The 13,628-nt window shown below is 70.7% G+C and carries 14 protein-coding genes; 7 read left to right on the plus strand and 7 right to left on the minus strand.

What is annotated here, in order from left to right:
- The first annotated feature begins 111 nt into the window (after window positions 1–111).
- Window positions 112–567 carry a MarR family winged helix-turn-helix transcriptional regulator gene (locus QSK36_RS24645; protein WP_183543793.1) on the plus strand — a complete coding sequence of 152 codons (456 nt, stop codon included), beginning with the start codon at window positions 112–114 and terminating at the stop codon, window positions 565–567.
- A gap of 5 nt (window positions 568–572) precedes the next feature.
- On the opposite strand, the gene QSK36_RS24650 is transcribed toward QSK36_RS24645, so the two are convergent.
- Complete coding sequence (locus tag QSK36_RS24650) at window positions 573–866, minus strand: Dabb family protein (RefSeq protein ID WP_183543791.1); 294 nt, start codon at window positions 864–866, stop codon at window positions 573–575.
- A 156-nt stretch (window positions 867–1,022) separates the two neighbouring features.
- The gene (locus tag QSK36_RS24655) at window positions 1,023–1,763 is read right to left on the minus strand and encodes a GbsR/MarR family transcriptional regulator (protein ID WP_183543789.1); all 741 of its coding nucleotides are present in this window, start codon (window positions 1,761–1,763) and stop codon (window positions 1,023–1,025) included.
- A 312-nt stretch (window positions 1,764–2,075) separates the two neighbouring features.
- Between QSK36_RS24655 and QSK36_RS24660 the strand changes: the two genes are divergently transcribed.
- Together QSK36_RS24660 and QSK36_RS24665 are read left to right on the plus strand one after the other, a co-directional pair.
- Entirely contained in the window at window positions 2,076–3,305 is a 1,230-nt protein-coding gene (locus QSK36_RS24660) for a serine hydrolase domain-containing protein (protein ID WP_502883332.1), read from the plus strand.
- Between the two features lie 106 nt (window positions 3,306–3,411).
- A complete protein-coding gene (locus tag QSK36_RS24665) occupies window positions 3,412–3,819 on the plus strand; it encodes a hypothetical protein (RefSeq protein ID WP_183543787.1) in 408 nt (135 codons plus the stop codon).
- Window positions 3,820–3,914: 95 nt separating this feature from the next.
- On the opposite strand, the gene QSK36_RS24670 is transcribed toward QSK36_RS24665, so the two are convergent.
- The 5 genes from QSK36_RS24670 to pdhA all read right to left on the minus strand — a co-directional run bounded on the left by QSK36_RS24670 (window position 3,915) and on the right by pdhA (window position 8,874).
- Window positions 3,915–4,949, minus strand: a complete 1,035-nt coding sequence (locus QSK36_RS24670; RefSeq protein WP_285784028.1) for a TIGR04500 family putative peptide maturation system protein — start codon at window positions 4,947–4,949, stop codon at window positions 3,915–3,917.
- Entirely contained in the window at window positions 4,946–5,320 is a 375-nt protein-coding gene (locus tag QSK36_RS24675; RefSeq protein WP_183543783.1) for an MvdC/MvdD family ATP grasp protein, read from the minus strand. Before QSK36_RS24675 ends, QSK36_RS24670 begins: the two co-directional genes overlap by 4 nt.
- Before the next feature lie 71 nt (window positions 5,321–5,391).
- A complete protein-coding gene (locus QSK36_RS24680) occupies window positions 5,392–6,795 on the minus strand; it encodes a dihydrolipoamide acetyltransferase family protein (protein ID WP_183543781.1) in 1,404 nt (467 codons plus the stop codon).
- Window positions 6,796–6,811: 16 nt separating this feature from the next.
- A complete protein-coding gene (locus QSK36_RS24685; protein WP_139579758.1) occupies window positions 6,812–7,786 on the minus strand; it encodes an alpha-ketoacid dehydrogenase subunit beta in 975 nt (324 codons plus the stop codon).
- Window positions 7,783–8,874: a pyruvate dehydrogenase (acetyl-transferring) E1 component subunit alpha gene (gene pdhA / locus QSK36_RS24690; protein ID WP_240809401.1), complete on the minus strand. Its 1,092-nt coding sequence runs from the start codon at window positions 8,872–8,874 to the stop codon at window positions 7,783–7,785. The genes QSK36_RS24685 and pdhA overlap by 4 nt, the downstream gene beginning before the upstream one ends.
- Window positions 8,875–9,468: 594 nt before the next feature.
- On the opposite strand from pdhA, the gene purS reads away from it, so the two are divergent.
- The 4 genes from purS to purL all read left to right on the plus strand — a co-directional run bounded on the left by purS (window position 9,469) and on the right by purL (window position 13,457).
- Window positions 9,469–9,714, plus strand: a complete 246-nt coding sequence (purS, locus tag QSK36_RS24695; protein ID WP_139579756.1) for a phosphoribosylformylglycinamidine synthase subunit PurS — start codon at window positions 9,469–9,471, stop codon at window positions 9,712–9,714.
- Window positions 9,715–9,888: 174 nt separating this feature from the next.
- A complete protein-coding gene (locus QSK36_RS24700) occupies window positions 9,889–10,338 on the plus strand; it encodes an ATP-binding protein (RefSeq protein ID WP_079315171.1) in 450 nt (149 codons plus the stop codon).
- A gap of 183 nt (window positions 10,339–10,521) precedes the next feature.
- Window positions 10,522–11,205 carry a phosphoribosylformylglycinamidine synthase subunit PurQ gene (purQ, locus tag QSK36_RS24705; protein WP_183543780.1) on the plus strand — a complete coding sequence of 228 codons (684 nt, stop codon included), beginning with the start codon at window positions 10,522–10,524 and terminating at the stop codon, window positions 11,203–11,205.
- Window positions 11,202–13,457, plus strand: coding sequence for a phosphoribosylformylglycinamidine synthase subunit PurL (purL, locus tag QSK36_RS24710; protein ID WP_285784029.1), 2,256 nt, complete (start codon window positions 11,202–11,204; stop codon window positions 13,455–13,457). The genes purQ and purL overlap by 4 nt, the downstream gene beginning before the upstream one ends.
- Window positions 13,458–13,628: the final 171 nt, after the last annotated feature.

Raw genomic sequence — 13,628 nt, forward strand, 5'->3', positions numbered from 1 at the left:
AGCCAGTAACAGGCGCAGACAATAGTTGCAGACGCCTGATACTTGCAAGCGCGGGCTATTGCAGAGGTGGAGTATCCTCGTCTGAGTCACACGCGAACGGAGGGAGAGTCGATGACGGCCGCCGATCCCGCCCTCACCGCACTCGCGCAGGGCTGGTGCGCGCTCTCCCTGCTGCACGAGAGGATCGAGGCGCACATCGAGCGCGCCCTGCAGAGCGAACACGGCCTGAGCGTGCGGGAATACTCCCTGCTGGAGACGCTCAGCCGCCAGCACGACGGCCCGGGCGGCCATCTGCAGATGAAGCAGGTCGCCGACGCCGTGGTGCTCAGCCAGAGCGCGACGACGCGCCTGGTGACCCGGCTCGAAGAGCGGGGACTGCTCACCCGCTACCTGTGCCCCACCGACCGCCGTGGGATCTACACCGACGTCAGCCCCGCGGGCCTGGCGCTGCTCGCCGAGGCCCGGCCCACGAACGACGCCGCCCTGAGGGAAGCCCTCGACCAGGCAGCCCGGAACCCCCGGCTCGCCCCTCTGGTCGAAGCGGTCGAATCACTGCATGCGCAGTAGCGAACCTAGAGGACGTACTGCACGGCCGCGCGGGCGGCGAGGATCGGCGTGATGCACTCGTCGATCACCGCCCGGTGGGCCGGGTGGTCGCGGTAGACGACGTAGTCCTCGGGGGAGTCGAAGTCGGCGACCACGCCGAAGGAGAAGTTGCCCTGGTTGACGCCCGCGTCCGCGCCGATCTGGTAGGAGCGCAACTCGGGGATGACGTCCGGCAGCTTGCCCAGCCGCCTGGCCACCTCGGCCCGCTGCTCCTCGGTGGCGTCCTCGGTCCACTTCAGCAGCACGACGTGGCGGAACATGCACTCCCCCTGGGATGAGACGCACGCGGCCGGCCGGCCGCGCTCTTCACGGCGCTCATCCTCTCATCATCGATGGCGAAGGCGCAGGCGCGGTGCCTGTTCGGACCGGCCGGTCGGGCGCCGGTGCCCGGGTCGGCCCGTCAGCCGAAGCCTGTGTCAGTCGCCAGGCGTTCGCACCGGCCGGCGAGCGCTCCTGGCGTCCGGGCTCTGCCACTGCTCCAGGACCTGCCGGAAGGCCTCGCTCACGAGGGACAGAAGTTCGGCGGAGGACTCGAAGCGCCCGCCCGCCGGGGTCGCGGCCCCGAGGATCTCCGCTCCGCGCCGCGATGCGGCCGCCAGGACCTCGTTCATCTGCAGAGACGCGAGGATCGACCGGAGCCAGATCTCATCGTCGATGACATAGCGCTCGCGCCGCGCGCCGGGAACCCGTTCCCGCCTGAGCATCCCCTGCTGTTCCAGGAAGGCGACGGCGTGCGAGATCGAGGCAGGGCTGACGTGAAGCCGCTGGACCAGGTCGGCGGCGGTGAGAGTGCCGGAGTCGGTGACGTACAGGCAGGCCAGCACCCTGGCCTCCATTCGGGGCAGCCCCTGTTGGACGAGGAGGGCGATGAAGGACTCCGTGAAGTCCTGCACCGCTTGGGGGTCGCGCCCATGGCCGCTGTCGGGGATCGGCGGCGCCGGAGGCTGAGCCCGTTTGTGCCGGCGCGCGCGGTGCCGCGTGGCCTCGTGTGCCCGCTCCGCCCCGTAATCGTCGGGCCCGCCGTTGCGGGTGACCTCCCGCATGACGGTCGAGGCGGGCCGCCCCAGACGCCGGCCGATCTCTGCGTATCCGAGCCCCTCGGCCAGCCCCGCAGCGATGTGCTGACGGTCCTCGTCGGTGAGTCTGCCTCCGGGCATGGGTGCTCGTCTCCTGTCTGCCGGCATGTGCGGAGCTCGGCGCCCGCATGCTGCACAGTATGCATTCACTCGGAGGTCATTGCAATGCACGCCTGACCGCTCATTGCATTCAGCTTCATTGTCATTGCAACGAACGCCCCGATTTACCGATGCAACAGGCACTATCTGCCCCGCTTTGCGTGTTGACCGATTAGTGAATGCAATGTAGTGTCGCAGACGTTCAGAGATTCCCGAACACTTGCGAGTGCCGGTGGCGCCGCAGAGGGAGTCCCGATAAGGGCAGATCGACCACTGTGCGTGAGGAGATTCATGATGGAAACCGGCGACAGCGGCTTCTCCGCAACCGGGCTGCGCAGGTTGCGCGAGGTGCTGGCGCGGTATGTCGAGTCGGGGAGGATTCCCGGGCTCGTCGCCCTGGTCAGCCGGGGCGACCGGACGCACGTCGAAGCGATCGGGACGATGCGTCATGACGGTGGCGCGCCGATGCGCCGGGACACGATCTTCCGGATGGCCTCGACGTCCAAGCCGGTCTCGGTCGCGGCGGCGATGGTCCTGCTTGATGAGTGCAGGCTGCGGCTGGATGACCTGGTGGAGCCGTGGCTGCCGGAACTGGCCGACCGCCGGGTGCTGAAGCGGATCGACGGACCGCTGGACGACACCGTGCCGGCGCGGCGGCCGATCACCGTGCGGGACGTGCTGACCTCCACGTTCGGGATCGGCATGGATATGACGTCGCTGGGCACTCCGATCATGAACGCGGTCTTCGAGCAGGGGCTCACGCCCAATCTGCCGGTGCCGATGCCCGAGCCGGATGAGTGGATGCGCCGCCTCGGCACGCTTCCGCTGATGTACCAGCCCGGAGAGCGCTGGCAGTACCACATCAGCAGCGACCTGCTCGGCGTGCTGGTGGCCAGGGTCACGGGCCAGTCGTTCGAGGAGTTCCTGCGCGAGCGCATCTTCGATCCGCTGGGGATGACCGACACCGGTTTCCACGTGCCCTCCGACAAGATCGACCGGCTGCCGGCCCTCTACGCCCCCGACCCGCAGACCGGCGAGTTCCTCGTGTGGGACGAGGCAGAGGGAGGACGGTGGAGCGAGCCTCCGGCGTTCCAGGGCGGCGGCGGCGGGCTGACCTCCACCGTCGACGACTACCACGCCTACTTCCGCATGCTGCTCAACGGCGGAGTGCACAAGGGGAAGCGGATCCTGTCCCGGCCCGCCGTCGAGCTGATGACCACCAACCGCCTCACGCCCGAGCAGAACGCCGCCCGCAACGCCATGGCCGTCGACAACGTCCATATCTCGCACGGCCAAGGGCAGCACGGCGGCTGGGGCTTCGGGATGGCGGTGCGCACCTACCGCGGCGACTACGCCTCCGTCGGCCAGTTCGGCTGGGACGGCGGAAGCGGCACCGCGGCCTACGCCGACCCGGTCAAGCAACTCACCGGGCTCCTGCTCACCCAAGTTGGGGCGTCCACCCCGGATTCGATGCAGCTCATCCACGACTTCTGGACCACGCTCTACCAGGCGATCGACGACTGACACCGAGCCCACGTCCCGACAGACCCGCCCTCAGGCCCCTGACGCCCCGGGCACCGGCAGGACCCTTTCCGCCATTCGCGTAACAGATGTAAAGGACCACACGACCATGTCCGTCACCCTCACCGACCAGGACAAGATCACCCTGCGGACCGCCGCCTACGGCGCCGTCTCGCTGCTGGCCGCCGCCGGTGCCGCCGGCTCGCCCCACAAGGTCGCCACCGCGGGCTCCATCGCCCTGACCTCCGCGACCGGCCTGGTCGGGCACGTGCTCGCCGAGAAGTCGACGGGCATGAACCTGGACGGCAAGTCCGTGGCCGAGCTCGCCGACCACGTGCTGCCGGCCCTGACGACCGCCATGAGCCTGCTCAAGAAGCAGGCTCCGGCAGAGGCCGACAACTTCCGCGGCACCGTCGTCGTCGCCGTCGAAGCAGCCACCCGGGCCCAGAAGGGCGAGCCCAGCCCCACCATGGCCGACATGGCCCGCAAGATCACCGCAGCTCTCGACGCCGCCTGACGGGATGTCCCGGGGTCCTCTCCGGACCCCGGGACGCGGCGACATCGGCCCGGCGATGCCCGTCACCCGGCCTCCGATCACGTTCAGCCAGGTCCTCACAGCCAGTGCCACTCGATGGAGGCCCGCCTGCGCCGGCCGGCGAGCCACTCGTCGAAGGCGGTCTCGCCCGCCGCGGCCAGTGTCTCCGGGTCGTCCCGCCCCACTCGGCGCTCCAGCACGATCCCGGTCAGATAGCCGTCGCCGTACGCCACGGGACCGACCAGCGTGTCGTGCGCGGCGTGGCGCAGGGGCGCGGGCAGGTCTCTGGCCCACCGCGCGCCGACGGTCACCACGGCCTCCCCGCAGCCCACCAGGCCGCCCACGCCACGCAGCAACTCGCCGTTCACCGGCTGTGAGCCGGTCACCCACAGCGCGCGTACGCGGTCGAAGTCGCAGCGGTGGGCCGCGAAGTGGCCCGGTGCGAGCTCGGCCTCCTTGCGCCGCCGGAAGCGCCGCCGCCGCGCGATCCCGGCGATGAACGCCTCGAACTGTTCGCCGGACAGCGACATCTCCGCCAGCCAGGCCAGCGTGGAGGCGCGGTCACGCAGACCGTGGCCGGTGCGGAACTCCTCGGCGGCGGCCCGGATGTCGGCGTCGTCGAGGGGCTCGCCGTCCTCCAGCGTCTCGTTCATCAGCAGGCACTGCTCGACGATCTCGTCGTGGACGTCGCGATCGCCGTACGGGCGCCTGGGCAGCAGCATGAGCGCCTCGGCGACGCGCAGGCGCACGCGGTCGACCGTGACCAGATGTCCGGCGGCCCAATTTCCGGCGGCCCAATTTCCGGCGGCCCAATTTCCGGCGGCGCAGTGGGCCGAGTTCTCGGCCGGCCAGGGCACGCCGTCGTCCGGCGAGGCCGAAAGGGCCACGGTGCCACCCTCCGGATGTTCGACGAGCAGGTCGTAGTCGACCAGCGGGCTGTCCGGACGCGTGCCGACGACAAGCTGGGCCCGCGCCTCCGGATGGGTGGCCGCCCACGCCGCGGCCAGGCTTCTGGCCTCGGGAACGGCCGTACGACGGCGGCGCAGGCCGCGCAGCAGTTCGACGGCTTCGGCGAGGACCGCGGCGAACGTCGTCACCGACACGGCGGTCATGCCGCCGGCCAGGCGGCGATGGCGTCGCTGACCGGCAGCCCGCGGGCCCGCACGAGTTCCCACACACCGTCCAGGTGGAAACGGGACTGCCACTCGACGTGCGCCCGATGGGTCGGGTCCGACACGTTCGCCGCGGCCACCGATCGGTTGGGGCGCAGGTTCCACACTGCGGTGACCGTGGTGAGATCGACCACTTGCGCGCCGGTGTCCGGCGTCAGCCGGCGCGAACCGTCGGCGAAGGCCGCGGTCACCCGTGACCTGGCGGGAAACTCACCGCTGTCCCACGAGGTCACGGGGACGCCCAGGCGCTCGATCTTCGGGAGGACACGGCGCACGGTCGTGTCCCGCCGGTCGCTCAGTATGAGGATCACAAGCGAACGGTAGGAATCCGAGCTTGAGCCTCACTGGTTCAGATCTTGCATCCGACTTGAGTGGGCCCCGCTCAGCTCCAGGCGAGCATTCGGAGGGGGTCCTCCAGCATGGCGCCGACGTCGCGCAGGACGTACGAGCCGAGCTCGCCGTCGACCACGCGGTGGTCGAACGACAGCGCCAGCGTGGTGACCTTGCGGACCGCCAGTTGCCCGTCGACCACCCAGGGCATGTCCCTGATCTGGCCCACGGCGAGGATCGCCACCTCTCCGGGATTGAGGATCGGCGTGCCGGCGTCGACGCCGAAGACGCCCACGTTGGTGATCGTGATCGTGCCGCCGCTCAGCTCGGCGGGCTGGCACTTGCCGGCCCGCGCCCGCTCGGTGAGCTCGCCCAGCGCCCGGGCGAGCTCGGGCAGCGCCATCGCGTCGGCGTCCTTGACGTTCGGCACGATCAGCCCGCGATCGGTGGCGGCGGCGATGCCGAGGTTCACGTAGTGCTTGACCACGATCTCCTCGCCGGTCCACGTGGCGTTGACCATCGGGTGCCGTCTCACCGCGGTGATCAGGGCCTTCGCCACGAGGAGCAACGGGGAGACCTTGACCTCGGCGAACTCGGGCAGCGTACGCAGCCGCCGGACCGCCTCCATGGTCTCGGTCACGTCGACCTGCAGCCACTCGGTCACGTGCGGGGCCGAGAACGCGCTGGCCACCATCGCCTGCGCGGTCGCCTTCCTGACCCCCCTGACCGGGATGTACTCCTCCCGCGCCCCGGCCTCCCGCCGCGCGGCGGCCGGAACGGGGGCGGGCGCCGCCACCGCGGCCTCCACGTCCGCCCGGGTGATCGATCCCTGGGGGCCGGTTCCCATGAGGGTCGTCAGGTCGACGCCGAGGTCCTTGGCGAGCTTGCGGACCGGCGGCTTGGCCAGGACGCGCGCCCGTGCGGACGCGGAGCCGTCGCCCTGCGCTACATCGACACCCCCTGCCGCACCGGCCGGGGCCGCGACGACCGGGGCAGGAGTGGCCGGCGGGGGCGCGGCGGTCCGGGCGGGCGGAACCGGCGCGACCGGCGGAGCGGACGCGGCCGGCTTGCGGGGGCGGCGGCGGGTGGCGCTCGTCTTGACGCCGTACCCGACCAGCACCGGCTGGCGCTCCTCCTTCGCCGGAGCGCCGTTCCGCGCGTCAGGCACCATGTCGTCCGCCAGCGCCTCCCGGCCCGCGGCGGCGCCGCCACCGCCCTCGCCGTCCTCGACCGAGATGATCGGGGCGCCGACGTCGACGGTCTGGCCCTCGCCGACCATCAGGGCGGAGACGGTGCCCTCGTAGGGGCACGGCAGTTCGACGACGGCCTTGGCCGTCTCGATCTCCACGATCGTCTGGTTGATCTTCACCGAGTCGCCCGGGGCGACGTGCCACTTGACGATCTCGGCCTCGGTCAGCCCCTCGCCCACGTCGGGGAGTCTGAACTCACGGAGCATGAGAAGTCCCTCCCCCTCAGTACGCGAACGAGCGGTCCACGGCGTCGAGCACGCGGTCCAGGTCGGGCAGGTAGTGGTCCTCCAGCCGCGACGGCGGGTAGGGCGTGGAGAACCCGCCGACCCGCAGCACGGGCGCCTCCAGGCTGTAGAAGCAGCGCTCGGTGATGCGCGCCGCCAGCTCGGCCCCGAAGCCGGTGAAGACGGGGGCCTCGTGGGCGACGACGCACCGTCCGGTCCGCGTCACGGACTCGGTCAGGACATCCACGTCGAGGGGGTTGAGCGAGCGCAGGTCGATGACCTCGATGTCCCGCCCGTCCTCCTCCGCCGCCGCGGCGGCCTCCAGGCAGGTCTTCACCATCGGCCCGTACGCGATCAGCGTGATGTCGCGGCCCTGCCGTACGGTGCGGGCGCGGTCGAGCGGCAGGCCGGGGGCGGCGAGGTCGACGTCGGCCTTGTCCCAGTAACGGCGCTTCGGCTCGAAGAAGATGATCGGGTCGTCGCAGCGGACGGCGTCCTGGATCATCGTGTACGCGTCCGCCGGGTTGGAGCACGCCACCACCCGCAGGCCCGCCGTGTGGGTGAAGTACGCCTCGGGCGACTCCGAGTGGTGCTCGACCGCCCCGATGCCGCCGCCGCAGGGAATGCGTACGACGACCGGCAGCTTGAGCGTGCCGAGCGACCGCAGCGGCATCTTTGCCAGCTGGGTGATGATCTGGTCGGCGGCCGGGAACACGAACCCGTCGAACTGGATCTCGCAGACCGGCCGGTAGCCGCGCAGGGCCAGGCCGATCGCCGTCCCGATGATGCCCGACTCGGCGAGCGGCGTGTCGATCACGCGGTCCTCGCCGAAATCCTTCTGCAGGCCGTCGGTGACGCGGAAGACGCCGCCGAGCTTGCCGACGTCCTCTCCCATCACGAGCACCTTGGGGTCGTCCTCCATCGAGCGGCGGAGGCCCTCGTTCAACGCCTTGGCGAGAGTGAGTGTGGTCATCGTTCGAACCCCGCCAGGTAGGTCAGGTACTGCTCGCGTTCCTCGTCGAGGAGTGCGTGGGCGCCGGCGTACACGTGATCAAAGATAGCCCGGGGTGGCGGGTCGGGCAGCGCCAGGCACCGGCTACGCACGTCCTTGCCGAGCGCGTCGGCCTCGGCGTCGATCTTCTCGAAGAACTCCTGGTCGGCGAGCTGGTTCTTGAACAGGTACGCCTTGACCCGCTCGATGGGGTCCTTCAGCTTCCACGCCTCCAGCTCGTCGGCGAGGCGGTAGCGGGTGGGGTCGTCGGAGGTGGTGTGCGCGCCCATGCGGTAGGTGAACGCCTCGATCAGCGTCGGCCCCTGCCCGTCGCGGGCGTTCTGCAGCGCGCGGCGGGTCACGGCGAGGCAGGCGAACACGTCGTTGCCGTCCACGCGGATCCCGGGGAAGCCGAAGCCGGAGGCCCTCTTGTAGAGCGGGATCTTCGACTGCTTCTCCAGCGGCTCGGAGATGGCCCACTGATTGTTCTGGCAGAAGAACACGATGGGGGCGTTGAACACCGAGGCCCAGATGAAGGACTCATTCACGTCGCCCTGGGAGGTCGCGCCGTCGCCGAAGTAGACGATCGTGGCCGCCTCGGCGCCGTCGCGCTGGATGCCCATTGCGTAGCCGACCGCGTGCAGGGCCTGGGAGCCGATGACGATCGTGTAGAGGTGGAAGTTGTGCTCGGCCGGGTCCCACCCGCCGTTGCTGACGCCGCGGAAGAGGCCGAGCAGCTTGACCGGGTCGACGTCGCGGCACCAGGCCACGCCGTGCTCCCGATAGGTCGGGAAGGCCATGTCGGCGTCCGTGAGCGCCCGGCCGGAGCCGATCTGGGCCGCCTCCTGGCCGAGCAGGGACGCCCAGATGCCGAGCTCGCCCTGCCGCTGGAGCGCGACGGCCTCCAGGTCGACGCGGCGGACGAGGACCAGGTCACGGTAGAGGGAGCGGACCTCCTCCGCGGTCAGCTCGATGTCGTAGTCGGGATGCTCGACCCGCTCCCCTTCCGGGGTGAGCAGTTGGACGAGCTCCGGGGGTGCGTGTACACCACGAGGGGCGTCGGCTGTCACGTGCCACTCCTGTGCGTCTCGGGCCCCCGCGGGTGGGGTCACCCCCGCAGGACGGCCGGGTCGTCGGGCGTACGGCCGCTGGGGTGGGCGACCGGGCGCATATGTGGACATCGTGGCAGAACTCACACCCCTTAGCGCAAGGCCCCGCCCGCCCGTCCACACTTCTCCGATTCCCGGACTGTGGGACGCCACACCCCGGCGCCACGTCTCAGGAGCGGTGGACCACCCGCCCGCCCAGCATCGTCACCCACGCGTCCACCCCCGCCAGTTCGGTTGTGCTCAGCGAGACCCTCCTGCTCGATCCACGGGGACGGCCCCGCGTGTCCCATCCCGAGGGAGCCCGGCCGTGGCACGCGGAGGCGGCGGAGGCGGTCGGCCAGCTCACCGGCCCCGGAGCTCGCCCTGTCCCTGGACGAGTTCGTCCCGCCGGGGCGCAGGAACTGAGCCGGGCGCCCGCCGTGGGCGCCGCCCGGCGCGGCATCGCGGCCCGTCGGGGACGAGCCGACGAGGCGGCACTAGGCTTGACCCAAACGGACCTCCGAACGGGCGGACCTCCCCGAATCGGCGGGCCCTCATTCGAATTGGAGGAACATCGTGGCGCGCGTCATCGTCGACGTCATGCTCAAGCCGGAGATCCTCGACCCGCAGGGCCAGGCGATCGCCCGGGCGCTGCCGCGACTCGGCTTCTCCGGGGTCTCCGGGGTGCGGCAGGGCAAGCGGTTCGAGTTGGAGCTGGACGGCCCGGCCGACGAGGCCGCGCTTTCGGATGTCCGAAAGATGGCCGAAACCCTGCTCGCGAACACGGTCATCGAGGACTTCACGATCCACGTCGAGGGGTGAAGTGACGCATTTCACACCACTATCCCCGCGGCTTGTCCACCCCTAATCGGGCATCGGTCCGTCTCGAACCCACCTATCCAGTGCGTCCTGAATAACGGGGACGTGATTTTGCGGTTAGCCCTGATTCATCGGGGAAGCCTTCCTTGGTGACCTTCGACACCGGGGAGGGGTCCGGTGGATATTGAGTTCTCACTGGCGATGCCACGGGACGCGATCGGCATCCCGATGGTCCGCCGAGTGGTGGGAGACGCGCTGCGGTCTCTCGGGGTGACCGAGGAGTGCGTGTCCGACATACTCCTGGCCACGTCCGAGGCGTGCGCCAACGCGGTGCGGCACGGTGGTCCGGCCAACCGTTACGAGGTCATGGCCACCATAGGCAACGGCCGCTGTGAGTTGCGCGTCGCCGACGAAGGCGAAGGGCTGCACATGATTCCCCGCCAGTATCCGCCGGCGGAGACCGAGAACGGCCGGGGCATCCTGATCATGCGCGCCGTCGTCGACGATCTCTCGTTCGACATCACGCCCGGGCGCGGCACGACCGTGCGCCTGAGCAAGGAACTCGACTGGGACGAGGACGCCATCGCCCATCACCTCACTCTCGACCGTCATCTCGCCGGGGTCTGAGGACCCCGGCTCCGCACCGCGCCGGGCTCGGGGAGCCCGGCGTGACGAGTGATCGGAAGTAGGCCTCCGCGGGGGGAGCCGATTTGGCGGCTCCGATACCCTGAGGTGTACCGCCACAGACCGCCGTCCGGCCAGATGACGGTGGCGTCCGCCTTGGCGGGGACCCTTGGAGGGAAAACTGTCATGAGCGCTGCCCGGGTGGGCGTCGTCACCTTCCCCGGAACACTCGACGACCAGGACGCCGCGCGAGCCGTACGGCTGGCCGGAGCGGAGGCGGTGCCCCTGTGGCACGCCGATCACGACCTCAAGGGAGTCGACGCCGTCTTCCTGCCCGGCGGGTTCTCCTACGGCGACTATCTTCGCTGCGGGGCGATCTCCCGGTTCTCCCCTCTCATGACCGAGCTGATCCCGGCCGCCCAGGCCGGGCTGCCCGTGCTCGGCACCTGCAACGGCTTCCAGATCCTCTGCGAGGCGCACCTGCTGCCGGGCGCGCTGACCCGCAACGAGGGACTCCACTACATCTGCCGCGACCAGCGCATCCGCGTGGAGAGCACGCGTACGGCGTGGACGGCGGACTTCGCGGACGGCCAGGAGATCGTGCTGCCGATCAAGCACGGCGAGGGCCGTTACGTGGCCGACACGGCCACGCTGGCGGCGCTGGAGGGCGAGGGCCGGGTGGTCTTCCGCTACGCGGGCGGCAACCCGAACGGCTCCCTGAACGACATCGCCGGGATCACCAACGAGGCCGGGAACATCGTCGGCCTCATGCCCCACCCGGAGCACGCGGTCGAGGACCTGACCGGCGCGCCGAGCGTGGACGGCCGCCACTTCTTCACCTCCATCCTGAAGAGACTGGTGAACGCATGACCCTGGACTCCGTCACGCGGGCGCAGGAGACGCCGGACGAGCGCCAGCCGTACGTCGAGCTGGGCATGAAGGACGACGAGTACCAGCGCGTACGCGACATCCTCGGCCGCCGCCCGACCAGCTCCGAGCTGGCGATCTACTCGGTCATGTGGAGCGAGCACTGCTCCTACAAGTCGTCGAAGGTGCACCTGCGGCAGTTCGGGACCAAGGCACCCGAGTCGGAGGCCCTGCTCGTCGGCATGGGCGAGAACGCCGGCGTGGTCGACATCGGCGACGGCTGGGCCGCCACCTTCAAGATCGAGTCGCACAACCACCCGTCGTACGTCGAGCCGCACCAGGGCGCCGCGACCGGCGTCGGCGGCATCGTGCGCGACATCATGTCGATGGGCGCGCGGCCGGTCGCGGTCATGGACGCGCTGCGCTTCGGCGGGGCCGACCAGCCCGACACGCGCCGTGTGCTGCCCGGGGTCGTCGAGGGCATCAGCCACTACGGCAACTGCCTCGGCCTGCCCAACATCGGCGGCGAGGTCGTGTTCGACCCCTGCTACATCGGCAACCCCCTGGTCAACGCCCTGTGCGTCGGCCTGCTGCGCAAGGACCAGATCAAGCTGGCCACCGCGCCCGGCCCCGGCAACAAGGTCGTGCTGTTCGGCGCCAGGACCGGCGCGGACGGCATCGGCGGCGCGTCGGTCCTGGCGTCGGCCACCTTCGAGGACGAGTCGCAGGCCAAGCGGCCCGCCGTACAGGTCGGCGACCCGTTCATGGAGAAGCTGCTGATCGAGTGCTGCCTGGAGCTCTACCAGGCGGACGTGGTCGTCGGCATCCAGGACCTCGGCGCGGCCGGGGTGTCCTGCGCCACGACCGAGCTGGCCGCCAAGGGCACCGGCGGCATGGAGGTCGACCTCAACCTCGTCCCGCTGCGCGATCCCACGCTGCGGCCCGAGGAGATCCTCATGAGCGAGTCGCAGGAGCGCATGATGGCGGTCGTCACGCCCGACGACATCCCGGCCTTCATGGCGATCTGCGACAAGTGGGACGTTCCGGCGACCGTGATCGGCGAGGTCACCGACACCGGCAGGCTCGTCATGACGTGGGACGGCGAGGTCATCGTCGACATCCCGCCGGGCACGGCCGCCGACGAGGGCCCGGTCTACGAGCGCCCCTTCCACGAGCCCGCCGGGCAGGCGGCGCTCAACGCCGACGGTCCCGAGCGCCTGCCGAGGCCAGAGGACCTGCGGGAGACCCTGCTCACCCTGCTCGGCTCGCCCAACGTCGGGTCCAAGGAGTGGGTGACCTCCCAGTACGACCGGTATGTCCGGGGCAACACGGTCCTGGCTCAGCCCGCCGACGCCGGCATGCTGCGCATCTCCGAGGTCATGCCGGGCGCGCAGGAGACCACCCGGGGCATCGCGCTCGCCACCGACGGCAACGGCCGCTACGCGAAGCTCGATCCGTACACGGGGGCGCAGCTCGCGCTGGCGGAGGCGTACCGCAACGTGGCGGTGACCGGCGCGAAGCCGCTCGCCGTCACCAACTGCCTCAACTTCGGCTCGCCGGAGGACCCCGAGGTCATGTGGCAGTTCTCCGAGGCCGTACGCGGGCTGGCCGACGCCTGCCGGACCCTGGGTGTGCCGGTGACCGGTGGCAACGTGTCGTTCTACAACCAGACGGGCTCGACCGCGATCAACCCGACGCCGGTGGTCGGCGTGCTCGGCGTGATCGACGACGTGGCGCAGCGGATCAGGTCCGGCTTCACGGCTCCGGGCCTGCGGGTCCTCCTGCTGGGCGAGACCCGCGAGGAGTTCGGCGGCTCGGAGTGGGCGCACGTCGTCCACGGCCACCTGGGCGGCCTGCCGCCGCAGGCGGACCTGGAGGCCGAGCGCGGGCTGGCGGCGGTGCTGACCGAGGCGGCGGCCCGCGGGCTGCTGGAGGGCTCCCACGACCTGTCCGACGGCGGTCTCGCCGTCGCCCTGGCGGAGTCGTGCCTCGCCCAGGGCGTCGGCTGCACGGTCACCCTGCCGGGCGAGGACGCCTTCGTCGAGTTGTTCGGCGAGTCGGCCGCGCGGGCGCTGGTGTGCGTACGGCCCGAGGCGTTCGACGCCTTCGCCGACCTGTGCGCCCGCCACGAGGTCCCCTGCTCCGGGCTCGGCCTCACCGGCGGTTCCGCGCTCACGGTCGAGGGCGTCCTCGACGTCCCGGTCGAGGAGCTTCGCGAGGTGCACACGTCCGCGCTCCCGCGCGTCTTCGGCTGATTCTGATCGAGTGAAGGCCCTTCCGAACGGATCGTCCGTCGTCCGGAAGGGCCTTCGCCTGTCACGGTCGCCGTAGAGCACGTCGCGCCGCGCCTACTTCCGCAGCGTCCGTCGCTCGGCCTGACCGGCCCGGCTTTCGGGTTCGGCGGGTGATCGGGGATGGGTGCCGGC

The sequence above is a fragment of the Microbispora sp. NBRC 16548 genome (assembly GCF_030268985.1).
Classification (GTDB): domain Bacteria; phylum Actinomycetota; class Actinomycetes; order Streptosporangiales; family Streptosporangiaceae; genus Microbispora; species Microbispora catharanthi.